Below are 20886 nucleotides of genomic sequence, written 5' to 3' on the forward strand. Positions count from 1 at the left end.
AGAATGGATTACGAAATATTTATTAAGTAAGGTATAATTCGTCCATAAAATTTGGATTGTGTCCTGGAGGACTTCATGCAAAAAAAAGCAACCTTGTTGCTCATGATCTTAGATGGCTGGGGGTATAACGAAAATAATAAATATAATGCGATTGCCCAAGCCAACACACCACAATGGGACGAATGGTGGAAAAATTGCCCTCATATTCTTGTGCAAGCATCCGGATTTGCAGTAGGTTTACCTGATGCGCAAATGGGCAATTCCGAAGTTGGACACATGCATATTGGCGCAGGCAGAGTGATACAACAAGATTTCACACGAATCAATGAGAGTATAAATCATGGAGAGTTCGCCAAAAATCCTGTTTTTCACGAGGTAATTCCAACATTACAAAAAACCGGGAAATCATTGCATCTTATGGGATTATTTTCTCCAGGGGGAGTCCACAGCCATGAACACCATCTGTTTGCCTTGCTCGACTTATGTGCTCAGCTAAAATTTACTTCCGTTTATTTACATTTATTTTTAGATGGACGAGATACGCCCCCCCAAAGTGCATTACAAAGTTTAGAGCGCCTCAAAACAAAGTTAAAAATACATCCGGTAGCTCGAATATGCTCGATTAGTGGACGCTACTATGCGATGGACAGAGACAACCGCTGGGAAAGGTTAGAGCCCGTCTATACTTTATTAACTCAAGGCAACAGCGAACATCATTTTGAGGATGCAGAAACAGCAATAAAGTCTTATTATCAACAAAATCTTTCGGATGAGTTCATCCCCCCTACTCTTATTGGAGAGAAAAAAGTAATTGAAGATGGTGATACCGTCTTATTTTTTAATTTCCGTGCCGACAGAGCTCGACAATTAACCACCGCTTTTATTGATCCAACGTTTAAAAAATTTAATCGAGCAGTGCAACCCCAATTATCCTATTTTGTCAGTATGACTCAATACGATAAAAATTTACCAACTACCCAAGTCTTTCCTCCTATTCCTTTAAATAATACTTTAGGAGAAGTGCTTTCGGCTCATGGCCTAAGTCAATTACGCATTGCAGAAACGGAAAAATATGCTCACGTAACTTTTTTCTTTAACGGTGGAAATGAGAATATTTTTACTAATGAAGAACGGATTTTAATTCCCTCTCCTCAAGTCGCTACCTATGACTTGCAACCTGAAATGAGCGCCCCTCAATTGACAGATCGTTTGGTAGAGGCAATTAATAGCCAGGATTATGATGTGATTATTTGCAACTACGCCAATGCGGACATGGTAGGACATAGCGGAGATTTTAATGCCACAATTCGTGCAATCGAATGTCTTGATCAATGCATGAGTAAAGTTTGGCAGGCACTAGCTCGGCAAGGAGGAAAATTACTCATTACGGCTGATCATGGCAATGCCGAGGAGATGTTTGACGAAACAACACATCAAGCACATACAGCTCATACGAGTGATCCAGTCCCATTAGTATACGTGGGAGGTAATTGGCATTTTACTCAAAGTGAAGGAAACTTGATTGATATCGCCCCAACTATTTTGGGCTTGCTAGGTATTACTCCCCCGGCAGAAATGACAGGTCATCAATTGTTAGAAAAAAATACTCATGAATAAACGGAATAACAAAATTTCTTTTAATTTATGTCTCGCGGATGTTAAAAAGTACTGCTTACACAACCCAAAACCAATCGCACAAAAATTAAAAGGCAATCAATCTCTTTGGCAACAGGTTTTGAGAATGAGATTAGAACAGACACCCATAATGATAGGGACATCATATCAATGAAGAACTATTCTCAAGAAATAGGCCACACGAGTTCTTTTTCGGAACATAGAACAACTTATTTTACTGGATTATTCTTTAGTATATTGCTTTGCTTCGGGGGATATGCCAAATCCGCATCAACTGTAGTTCAAACACAAAATAAATTAAAACAATTAGATGCGCAAATAAACAGTCTTCAAAAAACATTGAACTCAGCGCATGATAAACAAGGTCTTTTAAATAAGGAATTGTCTGAAACCGAAAAGCAAATTGGTACAGGGATTCATAAATTACGCTCGATCCAAGAGGATATAAAAAATAAAGAAAATAAAATCGCCGACCTACAAGAACAAGTAAATCAATTAAATCAACAGCTAATTACTCAACAGCAATTATTAGCCAAACATGTACGTGCCCGTTACCAAATGGGGGAATACCAACCACTTAAATTGCTTCTGAATCAGGATGATCCCAATAGAGTCAGTCGAACATTAACTTATTATCAATACATCGTTAAATCACGGCAACAACTTATCGAGAAAATTGATAAAACACGCGCGAGTCTTAGTGAGAGTAAAGAACAACTCAGAACAGAGCTTATAGCCAATAAACAATTAAAAACAGAACTTACTCAACATCAGGAGGAGCTACAACAAAATAAAAGTTATCATACGGCTTTAATTAAATCATTAAATAATGAAATTCAAGATAAACAAAACACTTTACGGGAGGTACGAAGAAATAAAGAAAATTTGGCACGTTTACTCAAATCATTAGCCACCCAGCAAAGTATTACCCCTGCAAGCACACCTTTTAATCAAATGCGCAAAAAATTGCCGCTACCAATCCACAGCCAGAGCCACTCTCTGCGAAAAATGAACCAAGGAGTGACATTTTTTGCCGAAGAAGGCGCTGTAGTCACTGCTGTTTATCCAGGTAAAATAGTGTTCAGTGACTGGCTTAAAGGCTATGGTTTACTTCTTATCATTGATCACGGACAAGGCTTTATGACCTTGTATGCTCATAACCAATCCCTATTCAAAAGCAAGGGCCAGTATGTACGTCAAAATGAACAAATAGCGAGTGTTGGTCATAGCGGCGGAATTAAACAAAACGGTCTATACTTTGAAATAAGACTAAGGGGAAAAGCTATTCCACCACTTAACTGGTTGTCTTAGGTTAACCCTGGCACCTTAATTGCATTTCAATAATTATAATAAAAGAAGATGGCTTATTTTGTGGCCTTGCATCTGAGGAGATCGCTATGTTGATAAGAAAACTATATCCATGCACGCTTGCGATAGTATACGCGTTTACTCTTATGTTGCCTCTCACAAGCTTTGCAGAGGATGAGGCTAATACAGATACGTCTACAACCTCAAGCTCTACGAATAAAGCGGTTCCTTTAGAAGATGTTCAACGGTTTTCCAATGCTATTGGTGAAATTAAAAAATATTATGTCAAACCTGTCAAGGATAAAGAACTCTTTGATAATGCCATTCGCGGTATGCTCAGTGGACTTGATCCTCACTCCAGTTACCTAGATGAAGAAGAGTTTAAAGACCTCCAAACATCAACCAGTGGTGAATTTGGTGGTTTAGGTTTGGAAGTTACTATGGAAGATGGAGTGGTTAAAGTAGTTACTCCTCTCGTTGATACGCCAGCCTTTAAAGCAGGAATCAAATCTGGTGACTACATTATTAAATTGGGAAAAGAATCCGTTCAGGGTCTTTCACTTAAAGATGCAGTCAACCTAATGCGTGGTAAAGCTGGAAGCACTATTCAGTTGACTATATTACGCAAAGGGGTTAATAAAGCGCTTACTTTTGATTTAATCCGAGAAATTATCCTCATTAAAAGTGTACAAAGCAAAATAATTGCCCCCGGATATGGTTATATTCGTTTAACCCAATTCCAAGCATTAACTGGAAAAGATATGTTGCTTGCTATCGAAAGGCTAAAACAACAATCTGGTGGAAATTTAAAAGGTTTAATTCTGGATTTACGTAACAACCCAGGAGGACTTCTTGATTCAGCAATACAAGTCTCTGATGCATTCCTTGGTAAAGATAAATCAGGCAAACCAGAAACAATCGTCTCTACTAAAGGGCGTTTACCTGGTTCAGATTTTACCGCTCTCTCCAAAGGAGTAGATGTCTTACAAAATGCACCTATGGTTGTATTAATCAATAATGGCTCTGCATCTGCAGCTGAAATTGTAGCTGGCGCACTAAAAGATAATAAACGAGCTGTTGTTCTTGGCACAACAAGTTTTGGTAAAGGCTCCGTACAAACTGTATTGCCTCTAGATGAAAAAACAGGGATCAAGTTAACTACCGCTTTGTACTACACTCCATCAGGAACTTCTATTCAAGCTCAAGGAATTGTACCTGATATAGTAGTCAATGAAGTAGAAATTCCTAAAGCGGCTGCGAAACCTGTTGATCCTACAGGATATAGTGAAGCTAATCTTAATAAACACTTAATCAACAAAAATAATCAAGAAACTACAGCTAAGAATTTCAAAGCCCAAATGGATGAGCTCATGCATAATGATTATCAACTTTATGCTGCTTTGACGGTTTTGGAGGGTATGGCTTTAGCTAATAGATAATGGGACTCTGGTAAAAAAAAAGGAGCCACTCAGGCTCCTTTTCTCTTATATTTGCAACCTTGAAGAAACAGTCTGACGCCCGATACAATCTTTCAAATTTACTCCGCGCCAGTTGAAAATGCCACCTTAAAATTAGGCAATAAGCGTCTTCTTCTGATAAGAAATACCATTTTTGTCTAAGTGAAATACTCCCATGACTCCGGTTCCTGGCTTAATAGCTAACAGATGTGTTGCCATTGCTTGGCTAGAAAAATCCGAATGGGTTTTCATCGCAAGCAATGCACTATTATGAATTAAATGGAATACATCAAAAGCATAGCCAGCTTCACTGATAGGATGGCTAAGATATTCTTGTTTAAATTGTGCGATAAATTCAGGTTTCATTGATTTGGTTAAAACAGCGGCTTGCTTATGATTAGGACTTTGGGCTTGAAAATTATTTTTTCCATCTGTAATCTCAGAACTCTCCGTGAGACAAAAATGAATGAGTTTATTTTTTTTCGCCAAAGGTGCAACTAAAGCTCCACTCTCTGTTCCTTCAGTCATAATTACATTGATGTGGTGTGCATCAATAAATTTTTGCAATGTTTTTGCTGCATTGGCATTATTTGTCATTTTATCCAGGGTATAAAACTCATAATTAATCTCGGAGGACTTTAATTGGTCTCGTGCAATTTCCATTGCTCCTAACATATTTCTACCAATAAAAGCAGATTTCTCAGAAAAAGGGGCATAAATACCCACATTAATTGTCATTTTAGGTTTATCTGTAGAATTACTTAGATCAGATGTGGCGTTACAAAAACTCGCAGTCATTAGCGACAGAAAGAAAGTCCCTAATACAGTATAAAATTTTGATAAAAAATGTCTCATATTCATCATCCTAATTGATTAGACTTTATAGGGTAATAATTGGTGAACCCTTTCCTGTCTGTCCAGTCCTTCACTGTATCACTTCACGAAAAGGTGAAAATATAATTGTGACGAGAACTTATAGGGTGCAGCCCCTTAGAACAGCAAAATCATTTTGCTATGAATAGATCCTAAATACAATGGTTGGGATTTAATAATAATTGTGCGATAATCCCCCAAAACTGACATATTTTCGAATACAATGAACTATATTAAATCAATCCTTCTTCTTGCTGGTCTATTTTTTTCCTCTTTTACACAAGCAAATATTCAATTCTATTTCGACCAAATAAAACATGATCCTAATGCCTTATATGCATTTTTTAAAAGTATGCCCAAGGGTGGGGAGTTACATTATCACTTAGCGGGAGGGGCTTACCCCGAAGTCATGCTGCAACTGGCAGCCAAAGATAGCTATTGCTTAAATACAACCAATTGGAATGTAAGTAAAACTTCCTCCGCCTGTAATGGAATTGATACTAAGGATCTACTTAATCATCCAGAGCTATATGCAAAAACAGTAAAAAGTTGGTCTATGAAAGACTTTGTTCCTGGTAAGGAATCAGGACACGATCATTTTTTCAACTCCTTCTACAAGTTCATTCCTATAGTTGCAGATCACCAGCCTGAGTTAGTAGCAGCAGTATTGCAAACCGCAGCACAACAAAATGAACAATATATGGAATTAATGATTTTGCCTGATAACGCCCATTCAAGCAGTTTTGGCGATATGCTTAAAGACACTACTTCGTTTAATCAAAAACGAAAACGTTTATTAGAAAATCAGGATTTTCAAAATAATATTAATTACACGGTAGTCGAATCGAATCGAATTCTGCAACAAACACGTCAAGAGTTGGACTGTGAAAGAAATCCAGGAAAAAAAGCCTGCCAAATAAAAGTTAAATTTTTATATTACTCCCTCAGAGAGCAATCTCTAGATAATTTTTTTGCACAAACACTGAATGCCTTTGAAGCCGTAACTCAATCTATAAAAAGCAACGGTGCGCTTGTTGGCGTTAATTTAGTCCAACCTGAAGACGGTATTATTTCATTGCGCGATTTCCGCAAACAAATGCAGATCTACCAATACCTTCACGAGCTCTACCCTCAAGTCAATATCGCCCTACACGCCGGCGAGCTAAATCAGGAACTAGTAGCCCCGGATGATTTGGATTCTCACATCCATGATTCTCTCTTTACTGGTCAGGCGCAAAGAATTGGGCATGGGGTGGATATCGCTCATGAAAATAATGTACAAAAAACCTTAGGTTTCATGGCGAAACATCATAAGGCGGTAGAAATTAATCTCATCAGCAATTTAAAAATATTAAAAATTTCTGGTCGTAATCATCCTTTGAATTTTTATCTTCAAAATCATGTTCCTGTTGTTTTATCTACTGATGATGAGGGTATATTGCGGACCAATTTAACACAGCAATATGTTGAAGCCGTATTAAAACATGATCTGAATTATCAAACCTTAAAACAAATCAATAGAAATGCTCTAACCTACGCATTCGTCTCTGGAGAGAGCATTTGGTCTGATGCAGATAAAGGGTTATTGGTTCACGATTGCCAAGATTTAGATAGTGAACGCTGTAAACAGTTTATAAAAGGCAATGAGAAGGCGCAATTGCAGTGGGATTTAGAGAAGAAACTACGCGCATTTGAAACTAAGTTTTAATATTTAAATTTTAACTAAGATGTTTTCAAATTCATCCTGCATGTGTGTACCGCGGCGTGTTCGCGGTTTTCCATTAAATTCGACGACGCCAATTCCAAATGCAATCCCATCTCTTACCAAAAGCTCTGAATCTTCTCAAAACATTACAGGTTAGAGATTATTTATGAATAAAGAAACGGATTAGCGACTAGATACCGCGAACAAGCCGCGGTACCTTAGTAATAATGGATGGTTTAAGCCCCGTACAAGCTTTGTGGCCTAACTTGGATAACCGGGAACAATTAATCTTTAAACGGACCGCGTAAAATAATAGTCGAGTCTCGTTCTGGGCCTGTTGATAATATATCAATAGGAACTTTAAGAAGCGTTTCTATGCGATTCAAATAAGCAAGAGCATTGGCAGGTAAATCACTGATATTTGTGATATCAGCAGTAGACTCTTCCCAACCAGGCATTTCTTCATAAACTGGTTCTAAACCCTGAAAATCAGCCGCAGCTTGGGGGGGACGAGAAATTAAATTACCGTGTTCGTCTTTATATGCAACCGCTATACGGAGGACCTCTAAATTATCAAGAACATCCAGCTTAGTGATACACAAGCCCGTAATACTATTCAACTCGATTGAATGCTTTAACAAAACCGCATCAAACCAACCACAGCGTCTAGGTCTCCCTGTTACCGCCCCAAACTCTTGGCCACGCTCAGCGATTCGTTTACCTACGTCGTCGAAAAGCTCTGTCGGGAAGGGTCCACCACCTACACGGGTAGTATAAGCTTTAGTAATTCCTAAAACATAGTCAATGTATTTCGGCCCAAACCCTGCACCATTAATTACGGAACCCACACAAGTGTTTGAAGAAGTGACAAATGGATAAGTTCCATGGTCAATATCTAGATAGACTCCTTGGGCGCCTTCAAATAAAATATTATCTTCATTTTCTCTATGCTCATGTAAACAAGCCGAGACATCACATACCATAGGACGTAATTCTTTCGCCCATTGCAAAGCAGAATCTAATATAGGCTGCATCGCTACAGCAGGCTGTTTGAAATATTGGGTCAAAATAAAATTGTAGTAATCTAAAAGTTCGGCCAATTTTTTTTCAAATCGGTCAGGATGGAATAAATCACTAACCTTTAGAGCGCGACGAGCTACCTTGTCTTCATACGCTGGGCCTATACCACGACCAGTGGTACCAATCGCGGCGCTCCCCATATGAGCTTCACGTGCTTTATCCATAGCCACATGACATGGGAGAATTAGAGGACAAGCCAGGCTAATGCGTAGGCGAGAACGAACATCAACTCCACTGTGTTCGAGTTCTTTAATTTCACTCAAAAGTGCATCAGGCGAAAGAACCACTCCATTTGCAATGTAACACATTACATTGGGTCGCAACATTCCGGAGGGAATGAGACGTAGAATCGTTTTCACCCCATTAATTTTTAAGGTATGGCCGGCATTATGACCGCCTTGATAACGAACAACAACCTGCGCATCTTGAGTTAATAAATCGACAATTTTACCTTTGCCTTCATCGCCCCACTGCGTTCCTAAAACAACAACGTTTTTACCCATGATCTACTCTTAATTTGCAAAATGCTATTCGCCGCTCTAAATTGAGAACACTTGAACTCAATTTCAACAAAATTGTGTAACTACTCCTCCCGGTCTAGTCCCTTGGAGGCATTCTAAATAAAAAACATTCTGAAAAGTTCATCGTGTTTTTTCCAGAATTTTCATTCAATCTGTACTTATATGTGGATGTTCTCCACAATTTTTGCTTTAGAGTGAATAGTTACCAAAACTCAACATTATAGTTACTTTTTAGCCGGTACACCATCATTTTTTGGTATGGCTTCCTTAAAATAATCGAAAAATGCGCTACTTTGATCCAAGACTAAAATATCCCTTTTACTTTTGAAACTCCCTTCATATGCAAGTAAACTGCGATATAAAGAGAAAAAGTCTTTATTTTGATTGTATGCATCCGCATAGATTGATGCCGCTTGTGCCTGTCCAATAGCCCTTATTTTCTGCGCATTACTGCGAGTTTTTGCCAATAGAACCATGACATTAGCATCGGCTTTAGCTCTAATTTCCTCAGCAGCTGCTTGCCCATCAGCACGATGCCTATTTGCAATTTTTTGCATATCAGCACGCATGCGTTGATAAATTGCATTGCTCGTATTGGCAGGTAACTCTATCCCTTTAATGCGAACATCGACCACGATCATGCCTAACCCGCCTGCTTGCTTTTGAGCCGCTTTACGTAATAACTCCATTAAATCGTCACGACCACCCGATACCACTTCAGAAATGGTGCGTTTACCAAACTGAGCGCGTAATAAGGTGTTTAACTGTTGTTCCAATAAAGTTTCCGCTTTAAATTCACTGCCACCGGTTGACCTAAAGTATTGAGCTAAATCTGTAATTTGCCATTTAACATAATAATCAACCATTACATCCTTTTTTTCCTTAGTGACAATACGTGTTGATTTGATATCCATAGTTTGAATACGAGTATCAAAAATGCGTACATTTTCGATAAATGGTATTTTAAAATGCAATCCAGGATTTAATACTTTAACTTTATTAGTCAACTTATCATCGACCAGACGACCTAAACGCAAAAGAATACCCTGTTGTCCTTCCGTAATGGTAAATACACTAGTCAATAAAAATAAAAAAAATACGACGATCAGGATGCCAAGGGTTCTAGCAGTATTTTTCATTGTTAATCTCTCCCTTGTCGATAAACAGGTCTAGTAAACTCACGATCATCGACTAAATTCTCTGTCTCACCGATCTCATCTCGCTCCGTTTTACCATTTTTTGCAGATAGAGTTGAAAAACCGGAGGGCTTTTCAAATAATTTGTCTAAGGGTAAATACAAAAGGTTGCCAGATTTACTATCAACAATGATCTTACTACTCTTGCTTAATACTTTTTGCATAGTCTCCAAATACATACGCTCAGCGGTAATAAGGGGCGCCGCGGTGTAATGAGGAAGTAGAGCTAAAAACTCGGAAACTTCTCCCTGGGCATTTAGTACAACCTTTTTGGAGTACGCTTCGGCCTCTTGCATGATACGGCTTGCATTCCCTTCTGCAATCGGTACTACTTTAGCTGCATAGGCATAAGCCTGCTCTTTGAAACGTTTTTCATCTTCTTGTGCTTTAATGGCGTCATCAAACGCATCTTGGACACTCTCAGGAGCACGTGCTGGTTGAGGTGATACATTAACGATCGAAATACCCGTTTTATATAAATTCAATGTTTTTGCCAAAGTATCTTCAACTTGATTGCCCCAAACTTCACGTCCTTCAGTAATCATTTGATCTAATGTAGTGGTACCCACTACTTGTCTAAGAGCACTTGAGGTCGCCTGCTGTAAACTTTCTTCGGGATTGGCTACATTAAATAAGTAATCCTCAAGATCCCCAATACGGTATTGCACAGCTAAAGATACCGAAACCAAATTCTCATCTCGAGTAAGCATTTGTCCCGAATAGGAGTAATCCAACACTCTGTCCACATTCATAATTATCTTGGAAGAAATAATTCTTGGTATCCAATGAGGTCCGGATCCTACAGTTTCTACATATTTACCAAAACGAAGAATAACGGCCTGTTCAGCAGGATCAACAATAAAAATACCGGACAATACCCAGAGAATAAAAGCAATCGAGACCACTATTAAAGTCACTAAACCGCTATTTGATTTTTTGGAAGGCTCATTATTCGTTTTAGCAGCGCCTCCGAATAGGATCTTCTTCAATTTGTCATGAACACGTTTAAGAGCTTCATCCAAATCTGGAGGCTGATTTTTACCCTTCCAGGGATCTTTGCCTTTATCTGGCTCGTTCCACCCCATGTACTACTCTCCTGGCAAATTCTAAGAAAACTAGAATTCTATGGGGTATATGAAGTTTAAGCAAGTTCTCACGAAGGAATTCGCTCGATAGGGACTCCTAATTGTTCAGAAATATGCTTAGTAGAGGGACTAATTCTAATTAAATAATAAATGTATAGACTTAGTTTTATTACAGAAATGATTCCAAATTTTGAGAAGCTACTGACATTTTCCTCTGAGATCAATATCCCAAATATCAACCACAATATTATGTTCAGTAATAAAAAACTGATCAAATAAATTAATTGTGGGATCACAATGGGGGACCATCAATTCTAAAACGTCTCCATGTCCAGGTAATTGAGTGCCCTTTACAGCAGTAATCTTTCCATGCTCATCCCCAAATCCACCCCAATCATATTCCAAACCCTGATGACTAATAATTTGAGGTTTGTATTGATCGACATAAATGGATTTTGTCCCTGCATCTACAGTAACATGCTCCGCTCTATTATTGCTGATGACTGTAGTTAAAAGTGTCAATGCCGGTTTGAATGTATTAAATTGGTTTGGGTTTCGTTGGGAACCAATAGAAGTATATTGAACATCCATAACTGCATAAGATCCTGGTTGAATCTCAGTAATCTCTGTCGCCTCCACATCAATATCATAAGTTCCTGTCCCACTCCCTGTTAATATAGGGCAATTAAGACCATTTTCTCTAAAGATTTTTATAAGATCACTCGCCATTTGCATCGTTTGCAATGATTTACTTTTGCGTTCATCAAAGGAGAGTATATGTTGTAGATTTCCTGCATAACACTGAATTCCCATCAACTTTAACCAAGGAAATTGATTCATTTCTAATGCAAAATTTAAGGCATTTTCGGGTTTAACCCCGGTACGCCCTATCCCCGGATCTACGTCAACTAGGACATGAATCATTTTCCTATTGTGTGCGCCGGCTTCATTTAAAGCAGCTAGATTTTCTTTATTATCTACAACTATTAAAGTGGAAGGAGCTTGTTCCAGACAAGAAATAAGCCTAGATATCTTGTTGTTCGTGACAATCGGAGAAGTAATCAAGACGTTGGGTATGCCATTTCGAATAAGAACTTCAGCTTCTGAAATTTTTGCAACACAAACACCTATTGCACCGAATTCAATTTGTAACTTAGCTAATTTAGAACACTTATGAGTTTTACAATGCGGTCGGACATTGACTTTATTCTCAATAGAATGTGTCCTCATCGTTTCTAAATTGGATTTTAGTATATTTTTATCAATTAATAAGCAAGGGGTATCCAACTCTGTTTTTTTTAAACCTATGGTTCTTTTCAACATTCTATTTCTATTCCTTCGTAACAACTAATCCGCGCTCAATATCACTCGAATTCCTATATAAACTAATAAGCCACCAAACAAACGACTCAAAACGGCTTGAAAATTAGCAAAAACGGCTCGAACTTTATTAGATTGCAGAAATAAAACTAATAACGGCCAATAAAGAGCAGATTCCGTAACAAATACTCCAGCGACTAATGCCTTATCACTCATTGATGCATTCATTGAGACAAACTGAGTAAACAAGCTTAGTAGAAAAATTGCAAGTTTTGGATTTAAAGCATTACACAAGACCCCTTCCATGTAGGCTTTAGAAACGGTTATGTTTTTTATAGAAGATTTATCTTGATCTATTATTGCAGAATGATTGGATTTAAGACCTTTTAATCCAAGGTAAATTAAATAACAAGCACCGGCATATTTTATAGTGGTATAAAGGATGATACTTTGGGTGATAATGAATGCTAATCCTAAAATACAATAAGTTGCATGAAAAAGGCATCCAGAAACAATCCCAAAAGCGGTTGCTAAAGCTTGCCGTTTCGGGTAAAAAAAAGCGTTTTTAGTGACCAGTATAAAATCTGGTCCTGGACTTATCATACCAATAAAACAAATCATCATTAAAAGTAATAAACTAATATTCATAACCACTACACCCCATTCATTTTAATTCAATGAAAACACTACAGCCATTAATTATATACTAGAGAGATAGTCCCCCTAAACCCTATGTGGTTCTATCTCTACAAGAATAGATGCAGCTGTACTTAAATGGTTGATTATACCTTAATGGAGTCAAGCTGGTTTACAACTTCTGAGCTCTCAATTTGTTCATGCATCTCTATTTTCGGCAAGGTCTTAAACATATCATCATAGATAATCTGCGTCCTAGTGCCTTTATGGGTACGCGCATATTCTTTTACGGTCTCCCAATTACATTTGCCCTCGGCAATCATCCAACGCATCGTACTCCAAGGGTTGGGTATTTTTTGATTCTCATATGCTTCGTTATAACGTCGTACAAACTCCGCATACAGTTTAAATGGAGGCTCATCTTCTCTTAATGGTACTGCCGCAACTGTTGGCAATATAGAAGCTTCTTTGTTCCCTTCTGGGCGCCGACTGTATTTTCGAGTAACAAGCCGTTCTATAACAAAGGCTGCCTCACTAGGCCTACCGAAAAGCTGGCGTAATGTACTTCCCCAAGAATGATCCACATAAATTATTTTATATAAAGCACCATCATTTAAATGGCATCGATTCACAAAAGGATCAACTAATTCGGGTCGTGTATCCAGATAACAATCGATGTCTTTGAGTAACTCGCTACGTTTATCTGCCAATAATTGACGCAAATCCTCACTTCGTGGTGGTTCTGCTCCACGACAAAGTAACATTGCAACACCCCGGAGCAAATCTTTGTTGTTCCGATTATGGTTCAACTGTTTACAAAGAGCTTCAATTGCATTTTCACCTATTTTCTTATCTTCAGAACGTTTATTATTTTCTCCCTCAAGCTTTAGTTTTGCTACTGGAGCTTCCTCTAATAAAGCTTCAAGCGCCTTAATTTTGCCTTGTCGTGCTGCCAAGAGCAACGGAGTATCTTTCATTGGCCCCAAAGGATTTGTCACATCTGCACCGCTTCTAATTAAATTTACTACTCCTGAAGCAAAATCCAGTGTGATGGCTTGATGTAGAGGTTGGAAGGAAATTCGTGCTTCAGTAAGACGTGTTGTCGCATTAACATCCGGTTTAGCATCTAAAATTTTTTTTAATAATTGGCGGTTTTTTGTAGGTAAAGCCAAAGATAATAAGGTACGCCCCTCTTCATCACGATGATTAACATCAAAAATATGAGACTCCAAAAGATGAAGAGCTAACCGTACCTTACCGAAAGCGATAGCTTGATGCAAAGGCTGGCCAATGTTTTTATTCCGAATCTTTTCTAGGACCAGATCAATAAAATCAGTTAGATCTGAAGGTAATTTTTCATCAACAGAATCTCCTTTTTTTCTCTGATGTAATTGAATCAAATAATTCAAAGCGGTTACTTGGGCACCTTCTGCCATCCAAAATGGATGCTCAAGATAACTATTATCTACTTGCAGCTTTTGCACAATGAAATCGTTAAATCCTTTCAATCCTGATTTTATAGCTGCATTTATTTCAGTGATAAATTCCATATTACGTCCTTTGTAATGTTCCATCCGGATTCATATTACACATTGGACAATAGAAGATCAAAAGGTTAGTTAAAATTTCTACAAATTCGTCAATTTTTTTAAGTTATGTGATTTCGATATTTTAAAAGTGCTCTTCCATTTTAGTAAAAATTAAATCCCAAACCCCATGCCCTAAGCGTTCTCCGCGTTGTTCGAATTTTGTAAGTGGTCGAGATAAAGGTCTAGGTGAATATCCTCCGTCTTTTTGAGTATTCTGCAAAGTAGGCTCTGTAGATAAAACATCTAAAATATGTTCCGCGTAATCTTGCCAATCGGTTGCACAATGAATAAACCCTCCCGGCTTAATTTTTTTTGCTAATAATTGAATAAATTCTTTCTGAATTAAACGTCTTTTATGATGGCGCTTTTTATGCCATGGATCGGGAAAGAAAATTTGCACACCTGCAAGTGAGTTGTCCAGTAATTGAGTGCGAAATACTTCAACAGCATCGTGAGCAACTATACGTACATTAGATAATTGATATTCATGCAAATCTGCAGCCAAACTGCCCACACCAGCCTGATGGACCTCTATTCCTATATAATTAAGTTCTGGATTATTTTGTGCCATGGTCAACAATGATGCGCCCATACCAAAACCTATTTCTACCACTGTATTTGCAACGCGTCGAAACTCTTCTTCCAAATTCCAGGGAGTTCCACCCACAGTAAGCTCATAATTTTTAAACCAAAGATCTAACCCTTGACGCTGCCGATTGCTCACACGACCAGCCCTTAAGACATAACTTTTTATCTTGCGTTGCATAAATTGCGCTCATATTTTGTCAAAGCATGAATTATATGTTTTTACAAAAATCTTGCAACTAATGCATTTTTTTGATATAAAACCGCTCTTGTATTTCACATCCGGCTATTTGCCCAGAATTTTACAAAGACAAAGCAAATTAAAACCTATTTTGGAGTAACACAATGTCTAGAGTATGTCAGGTAACTGGCAAGCGACCCATGACTGGTCATAAAGTGTCGCACGCTAACAACAAAACTAAAAGACGCTTTCTGCCGAATATTCAGAACCATAGTTTCTGGGTTGAAGAAGAAAAACGATTTGTCACATTAAAGCTCAGCACCAAAGGTATGCGTATTGTAGACAAGTTAGGTATTAAAGCAGTTCTGGATAAACTCAGAGCTGAAGGCGAAAAAGTATAACTAAGGGGATAAACCATGGCAGCCGTCACTATCAAAGTGAAAATGGAATCCACAGCAGGAACTGGATACTATAAAACTACAACTAAGAACCCAAGAAACCATCCTGAAAAGATGGAGCTTATGATGTACGATCCTAAAGTTCGTAAACATGTTCTTTTTAAAGAGAAAAAAGTTAAATAATGATTTAAGCCCCATATCTTATGGGGCTTAATTTATTTTAAGCTCTCCATTATCCTCCTCATCCGAATAATTTAACTCAGTTCGTTGTGCTCTAGTAGATCAATACCAACACCCCGCTTTATTCTTATAACTGTAAAACCAGTTATTAAGGGCCGTTTTCCAGAGGTTATTTTCTAAATTAACTCAGCAGATACTGGATAATCCTTACGAATCGTTTAAACTGATAGTAAATAGCAATGAATACAAAGAGGATTTGCATGAAACCATCATTGCAACTAAGTATTGGACAGCATTTAACCCTAACCCCACAGTTACAACAAGCCATAAGACTGTTACAACTATCAACTTTTGATTTACAGCAAGAAATTCAACTTATTGTGGAATCCAATCCCATGCTTGAAGCAACACCAAGTGAAGATAAGGAAGGATTTGAAACGAATGAAGTAAAACAGCAAGAGAGCGATGAGTCTTACGACTTTCAATGGTCAGAACTCTACCAAAGTCCAAATAAACGCTCTTCCTTTGAAGACAGTGACTATAATTTCGATAATTTACATTGCACAACAACCAATTTACAAGATCATCTAAGATGGCAACTGGAACTTTCGCCTATGAGTGATGTAGATCGGGTGATCGCAACAGCGATCATTGACGCAGTAAATAACGATGGCTTTCTCACGATGAGCCTTACGGAGTTGCATAACAGTCTTACCAGTGAGGAACATCCTCTGGATTTAGATGAAATAGAAGCCGTACGACATCGTTTGCAACTATTTGATCCTGTAGGCTGTGCCTCTAAGAATCTTGCTGAAACACTACTTGTGCAACTGGAGCAACTTCCATTGAAGGGGGAATACCTAGCTCTGACTAAAAAGATTATTACCGAAGATATAGAATTGCTCGCCCAGCACAACTATAAACAATTAATGAAAAATCACCAAATTAATGAAAAAACGGTTGATGAAGTATTGAAAACAATTCAAGGATTAAACCCTAAACCTGGTAATTTGATTCATGAAGATATTACTGAATACATCATTCCAGATTTAACTGTTAAAAAAGTGAACCATAAATGGAACGTTCAACTAAACCAAAGCGTGCTTCCTAATTTAAGTATTAATAACCAATATGCCTCTTTAATTCAACGAGCTGATAATAGTGCAGATAATCAATTTTTAAAAAATAACTTGCAAGAAGCACGTTGGTTTTTAAAAAGTATTCAGAGTCGGCAAGAAACGCTACTTAAAGTAGCCAAATGCATTATGGAATATCAACAAGGATTTCTCGAGTATGGTGAAGAAGCAATGAAACCATTGATTCTCAATGATGTTGCTTCTGCTTTGGATATGCATGAGTCAACAATCTCTCGGGTCACCACCCAAAAATTTATCCATACGCCTCGAGGAGTCTTTGAACTTAAATATTTTTTCTCAAGTCATGTCAATACAAATGCTGGAGATGAATGTTCCTCTACGGCGATCCGTGCGGTGATAAAAAAATTAATTGCTGCAGAGAATAGAAAAAAACCATTAAGTGACAGTAAAATTACCCAATTATTGGAAGAACAGGGTATCAAAGTAGCAAGACGAACCGTAGCAAAATATCGTGAAGCAATGGGAATTGCTCCATCTAATGAACGAAAAATAATTTGTAATTAATTGAGGATCATGGTTTCATCATGATCCTATGTAACTCGGAGATTTTTATGCTAATTAACATCACTGGACATCATATTGATGTTACTCCTGCCCTTAGAGCATTTACCGAAGAAAAATTCGATAAACTGGAGCGTCACTTTGATCAAATCAAATCCATTAATGTAATATTGAATGTAGAAAAACTACGTCAAATTGCTGAAGCAACGGTTCATGTTAATAAAGTTGAACTACATGCTACTTCGGAATCTGAAGATTTATATGTTGCAATAGATGCTTTAATTGATAAATTGGAGCGTCAACTGATCAAACATAAAGAAAAAAATCATAAACATCATGATTAAGAAATAGAAATAGTTTACATCTGATAGCTTGAGCCAAAATGACCTAATTGAAAAACAGGGCAGTTTGGCCAAGAGTGGTCCATGTAAGCAGTCACTAAGTAACCTGAGCACAGTGAAGACCCCCTTATTACCTAGATTGCGCTTTCCTGCATTCAGCTACACTTATATCTTAATTCGTGGTACATTGTGGGCGCTATGATTAAAACTAAGATTAAAATAATTAATAAGTTGGGCTTACATGCTCGTGCTTCGGCAAAATTTGTTTCTACGGCAGCAAAATTCCAAAGCCAAATTGATGTAACCAGCAACTCACAAACCGTTAATGGAAAAAGCATTATGGGAGTCATGATGCTTGCAGCCAATAAAGGAAGTGAACTCATTATGGAAATAGAAGGCCCCGATGAAGTACAAATGAATGAGGCCTTAACTCATCTTATTAATAATTTTTTTGGGGAAGGTGAGTAATAAGGATTAATCATGCTTCTGAAAATCAATCCTTAATATAGTCATTGAGTTTTTGTAGTTCATTTGAAGGTTTTTACTTCTCAGAATTCTTTCTTTGCTTTCTCACTTTTTGCAACGCCATCAAAGTCATAAGCAATCCAGATAATGCATAAACAGTAAAACTAACAAATAAAACCAACGAAGGATTTGCTGCAATGGCTACAAACAAAATAATCATCACCAAGACATAAAGAAATGGTACTTTTCCCTTAAAATCCACTTCCTTAAAGCTGTAATAGCGAAAGTTCGACACCATTAAACCTGAAATAACCAATGATAAAACGGCTGTTAAAACCGCAACAAACATATTGTGCCATTCATTTTGATAGCATAACCAAGCAAAAGAAGCCATGACAGCAGCAGCTGGTGGGCAAGGTAATCCCTGAAAGTATCGTTTATCTGCGATCTCAAGCTGGGTATTAAAACGTGCTAACCGTAGAGCAACTGCGGCTGTATAAACAAAGGCCACAAGCCAGCCTACTTTTCCCAATTGACTTAAAATTAAATTATATACCAGTAATGAGGGTGCAACGCCAAATGTGACCATATCGGATAAACTATCATATTCGGCACCAAATTCAGTCTGGGTATGAGTTAATCGCGCAATCCGCCCATCCAAACCATCAGCAATCATCCCAATAAATATAGCAATGATCGAGGCTTCAAATTGCCCTTTCATCGATGCAACAAGCGAGTAAAATGCTGCAAATAAACTGGCTGTTGTAAACAAATTAGGCAACAAATAAATACCAGAATGACTTTCTTTTTCCATTCTTAATAACCCTTCAAAAAATGCCAAATAGAATATGTTGACATAATAGGGATAAAAAGTGCTTTTGGAAACCAAATTTAACACAAATTTATTTCTGTAAAAAATGAATAAATTACAGTACAGCCTCGAGCAGATGATGGTATACTTAGCATACTGTATTTATATTGTATAAAAGATATGGCTATACCTAAAAATAAGACAATTATTATAGAAGGAATAACTGACCAAGGAAAAACTTTTCGACCCAGCGATTGGGCAGAACGGATGAGTGGTTCACTAGCAAGTTTTAAGAACAGCCGCATTCATTATTCGCCCCTATTAAGACCCAGTGTAAATAGTGAAGGATATCAGTGCGTTTTGCTTGATCCCAAACTTAAAGAATCAAGTCCTTTATTGTATCAATCCATTATTGATTTCGCCAAAGCCAACAACCTCAGAATCTGTGGGGAAGAAATTTAGAAACGACTAATATCCTTGACTGGCTGTAATTGCCGAAGTCCAACGAGCCATAGAACTCATTACGTAATTTAGCATGGCAATGGTATTATCGAAATTCATTGCTAATACCCCAGCAATTATAAATACCAACCCTTTAGGACCATGCTGAGTCCCTGGCTGACTAGCTTGTGCAACCAATACACTCCCACGAACAAACCATAATACCCCTGCAGTTTGAATCACTAAACCCATAGAACTGAATATATTGGAAGGATTATATGATGTATAAGTTAAGATGTTACCTACCCCAAAGGTTGTATTGGCCATAACGTCTAAGGCTGTGGGTAAATAAAGCAGCGCCGCACCAAATACCAAGTACATCATGGGGGCAAACATCTTTTCCTGTGATGAAGATTGTGCCCGATGATCCGCAATATTTCTGAGTTTTGAAATAGCAGTCCAAAAAAATAAAATGCCCAGGATATATGCACCCCCAGTGATTAAGTGTTGCACCGGGTATAAAGAACGGCTGAGATTGCCTATCATTGTAACAAGATCTGGTGTATTCATAATATAATTATATGTCGTTAAAACTTGTAATGCATAATTTTTTGCTTATATTAACTTTAGTTCAGAGTTATAATCTCTAATTTTTACGGTAAAGTTGATATTCGTCATGCAAATAAATACATTCCCCATCACTTTAAAAGAGTCATTTATGATCTCTCCTAAAGTTAAACACTTCATTTTTAATTGTGAAGTAACACCTAATTTTAATTATTTACCTGGACAATTTATTACCATTCACTTTGAACATCAAGGAAAATTACTAAAACGTAGTTATAGTATAGCCAATGCGCCAAAACAAGATAATCAAATTGAAATCGCCGCAGGTTATTTTGAAAATGGACCGGGCACGGAATTCCTTTATAATTTAAAACCTGGAGACACGATTAAAATCAGTGGTCCATATGGTCGCTTAATTATCAAAGAGGATATACCCAGTCGATTTATCTTGGTCGCTACCAGTACAGGAGTTACTCCTTATCGCGCAATGTTGCAAGAACTAAGCGTACTCATGGAGAAGCATCCTGCACTCGAAGTGGTTATTCTGCAAGGAGTGCAACGACGAGAAGAAATTCTTTATGCTAATGAATTCTATGCGTTTTCTCAAAAATACCCTAAAGTCTCATTTAGACCTTACCTAAGCAGGCAAGCAACAGATGAGTTGAATGAAAACGAATACAGCGGCTATGTCCAACATGCTTTCCCTTCGTTAAACCTCAATCCTCAGCGTGATGTCATTTATTTATGCGGAAATCCCAGTATGATTGATGAAGCATTTAACTCGTTAAAAGAACAAGGTTTTGCCATGCAACAAATTATTCGTGAAAAATATATATCTAGATAATAAACAATTA

21 protein-coding genes are annotated in these 20886 nt (G+C 37.6%); 11 read left to right on the forward strand and 10 right to left on the reverse strand.

The window, feature by feature from the left end; translation table 11 throughout:
* Positions 1–75: 75 nt before the first annotated feature.
* The 3 genes from gpmI to HBNCFIEN_RS12775 all read left to right on the forward strand — a co-directional run bounded on the left by gpmI (position 76) and on the right by HBNCFIEN_RS12775 (position 4382).
* Complete coding sequence (gpmI, locus tag HBNCFIEN_RS12765; RefSeq protein ID WP_182391455.1) at positions 76–1617, forward strand: 2,3-bisphosphoglycerate-independent phosphoglycerate mutase; 1542 nt, start codon at positions 76–78, stop codon at positions 1615–1617.
* A 168-nt stretch (positions 1618–1785) separates the two neighbouring features.
* Positions 1786–2946: a murein hydrolase activator EnvC gene (locus tag HBNCFIEN_RS12770; RefSeq protein WP_182391456.1), complete on the forward strand. Its 1161-nt coding sequence runs from the start codon at positions 1786–1788 to the stop codon at positions 2944–2946.
* An 86-nt stretch (positions 2947–3032) separates the two neighbouring features.
* A complete protein-coding gene (locus HBNCFIEN_RS12775; RefSeq protein WP_182391457.1) occupies positions 3033–4382 on the forward strand; it encodes a S41 family peptidase in 1350 nt (449 codons plus the stop codon).
* A 132-nt stretch (positions 4383–4514) separates the two neighbouring features.
* On the opposite strand, the gene HBNCFIEN_RS12780 is transcribed toward HBNCFIEN_RS12775, so the two are convergent.
* Positions 4515–5255, reverse strand: a complete 741-nt coding sequence (locus HBNCFIEN_RS12780; protein ID WP_182391458.1) for a branched-chain amino acid ABC transporter substrate-binding protein — start codon at positions 5253–5255, stop codon at positions 4515–4517.
* 241 nt (positions 5256–5496) lie between these two features.
* Between HBNCFIEN_RS12780 and HBNCFIEN_RS12785 the strand changes: the two genes are divergently transcribed.
* Entirely contained in the window at positions 5497–6981 is a 1485-nt protein-coding gene (locus HBNCFIEN_RS12785) for an adenosine deaminase (protein WP_182391459.1), read from the forward strand.
* A gap of 281 nt (positions 6982–7262) precedes the next feature.
* Here HBNCFIEN_RS12785 and HBNCFIEN_RS12790 read toward each other — a convergent pair whose 3' ends face one another.
* From HBNCFIEN_RS12790 to trmB, 7 genes are all read right to left on the reverse strand, one after another.
* Entirely contained in the window at positions 7263–8561 is a 1299-nt protein-coding gene (locus HBNCFIEN_RS12790) for an adenylosuccinate synthase (RefSeq protein ID WP_182391460.1), read from the reverse strand.
* 242 nt (positions 8562–8803) lie between these two features.
* Positions 8804–9718 carry a protease modulator HflC gene (hflC, locus tag HBNCFIEN_RS12795; protein WP_182391461.1) on the reverse strand — a complete coding sequence of 305 codons (915 nt, stop codon included), beginning with the start codon at positions 9716–9718 and terminating at the stop codon, positions 8804–8806.
* Positions 9719–9720: 2 nt separating this feature from the next.
* Complete coding sequence (gene hflK / locus HBNCFIEN_RS12800) at positions 9721–10860, reverse strand: FtsH protease activity modulator HflK (protein ID WP_182391462.1); 1140 nt, start codon at positions 10858–10860, stop codon at positions 9721–9723.
* A 198-nt stretch (positions 10861–11058) separates the two neighbouring features.
* Positions 11059–12183, reverse strand: a complete 1125-nt coding sequence (locus HBNCFIEN_RS12805) for a DSD1 family PLP-dependent enzyme (protein WP_182391463.1) — start codon at positions 12181–12183, stop codon at positions 11059–11061.
* Positions 12184–12207: 24 nt separating this feature from the next.
* A complete protein-coding gene (locus HBNCFIEN_RS12810) occupies positions 12208–12828 on the reverse strand; it encodes a LysE family translocator (RefSeq protein ID WP_182391464.1) in 621 nt (206 codons plus the stop codon).
* A gap of 134 nt (positions 12829–12962) precedes the next feature.
* Positions 12963–14366 (reverse strand): Dot/Icm T4SS effector AnkC/LegA12, encoded by a 1404-nt coding sequence (gene ankC, locus HBNCFIEN_RS12815; RefSeq protein WP_182391465.1) that lies wholly within the window; start codon positions 14364–14366, stop codon positions 12963–12965.
* 121 nt (positions 14367–14487) lie between these two features.
* On the reverse strand, positions 14488–15171 hold the full coding sequence (gene trmB, locus HBNCFIEN_RS12820; RefSeq protein WP_182391466.1) for a tRNA (guanosine(46)-N7)-methyltransferase TrmB: 684 nt from the start codon (positions 15169–15171) through the stop codon (positions 14488–14490).
* A 164-nt stretch (positions 15172–15335) separates the two neighbouring features.
* On the opposite strand from trmB, the gene rpmB reads away from it, so the two are divergent.
* The 5 genes from rpmB (at position 15336) to HBNCFIEN_RS12845 (ending at position 18216) form a co-directional block, all read left to right on the forward strand.
* Positions 15336–15572 (forward strand): 50S ribosomal protein L28, encoded by a 237-nt coding sequence (gene rpmB / locus HBNCFIEN_RS12825; RefSeq protein WP_182391467.1) that lies wholly within the window; start codon positions 15336–15338, stop codon positions 15570–15572.
* Positions 15573–15587: 15 nt separating this feature from the next.
* The gene (rpmG, locus tag HBNCFIEN_RS12830; protein ID WP_003635328.1) at positions 15588–15752 is read left to right on the forward strand and encodes a 50S ribosomal protein L33; all 165 of its coding nucleotides are present in this window, start codon (positions 15588–15590) and stop codon (positions 15750–15752) included.
* A gap of 257 nt (positions 15753–16009) precedes the next feature.
* Positions 16010–17410, forward strand: a complete 1401-nt coding sequence (locus HBNCFIEN_RS12835; protein WP_182391468.1) for an RNA polymerase factor sigma-54 — start codon at positions 16010–16012, stop codon at positions 17408–17410.
* 47 nt (positions 17411–17457) lie between these two features.
* Positions 17458–17751 carry a ribosome hibernation-promoting factor, HPF/YfiA family gene (gene hpf / locus HBNCFIEN_RS12840; protein WP_182391469.1) on the forward strand — a complete coding sequence of 98 codons (294 nt, stop codon included), beginning with the start codon at positions 17458–17460 and terminating at the stop codon, positions 17749–17751.
* Between the two features lie 195 nt (positions 17752–17946).
* Positions 17947–18216: an HPr family phosphocarrier protein gene (locus HBNCFIEN_RS12845; protein WP_182391470.1), complete on the forward strand. Its 270-nt coding sequence runs from the start codon at positions 17947–17949 to the stop codon at positions 18214–18216.
* Between the two features lie 73 nt (positions 18217–18289).
* Here the strand turns inward: HBNCFIEN_RS12845 and pssA are convergent, their stop codons facing one another.
* Positions 18290–19027 (reverse strand): CDP-diacylglycerol--serine O-phosphatidyltransferase, encoded by a 738-nt coding sequence (pssA, locus tag HBNCFIEN_RS12850; RefSeq protein WP_182391471.1) that lies wholly within the window; start codon positions 19025–19027, stop codon positions 18290–18292.
* A 177-nt stretch (positions 19028–19204) separates the two neighbouring features.
* On the opposite strand from pssA, the gene HBNCFIEN_RS12855 reads away from it, so the two are divergent.
* Positions 19205–19486, forward strand: coding sequence for a DUF3579 domain-containing protein (locus HBNCFIEN_RS12855; protein ID WP_182391472.1), 282 nt, complete (start codon positions 19205–19207; stop codon positions 19484–19486).
* Positions 19487–19492: 6 nt separating this feature from the next.
* Here HBNCFIEN_RS12855 and HBNCFIEN_RS12860 read toward each other — a convergent pair whose 3' ends face one another.
* Positions 19493–20035, reverse strand: a complete 543-nt coding sequence (locus tag HBNCFIEN_RS12860; RefSeq protein WP_182391473.1) for a type IV secretion protein IcmC — start codon at positions 20033–20035, stop codon at positions 19493–19495.
* 106 nt (positions 20036–20141) lie between these two features.
* Here HBNCFIEN_RS12860 and HBNCFIEN_RS12865 point away from each other — a divergent pair, with 106 nt between their 5' ends.
* The gene (locus HBNCFIEN_RS12865; RefSeq protein WP_182391474.1) at positions 20142–20876 is read left to right on the forward strand and encodes a ferredoxin--NADP reductase; all 735 of its coding nucleotides are present in this window, start codon (positions 20142–20144) and stop codon (positions 20874–20876) included.
* Positions 20877–20886: the final 10 nt, after the last annotated feature.

Source organism: Legionella sp. PC997 (assembly GCF_014109825.1).
Classification (GTDB): domain Bacteria; phylum Pseudomonadota; class Gammaproteobacteria; order Legionellales; family Legionellaceae; genus Legionella.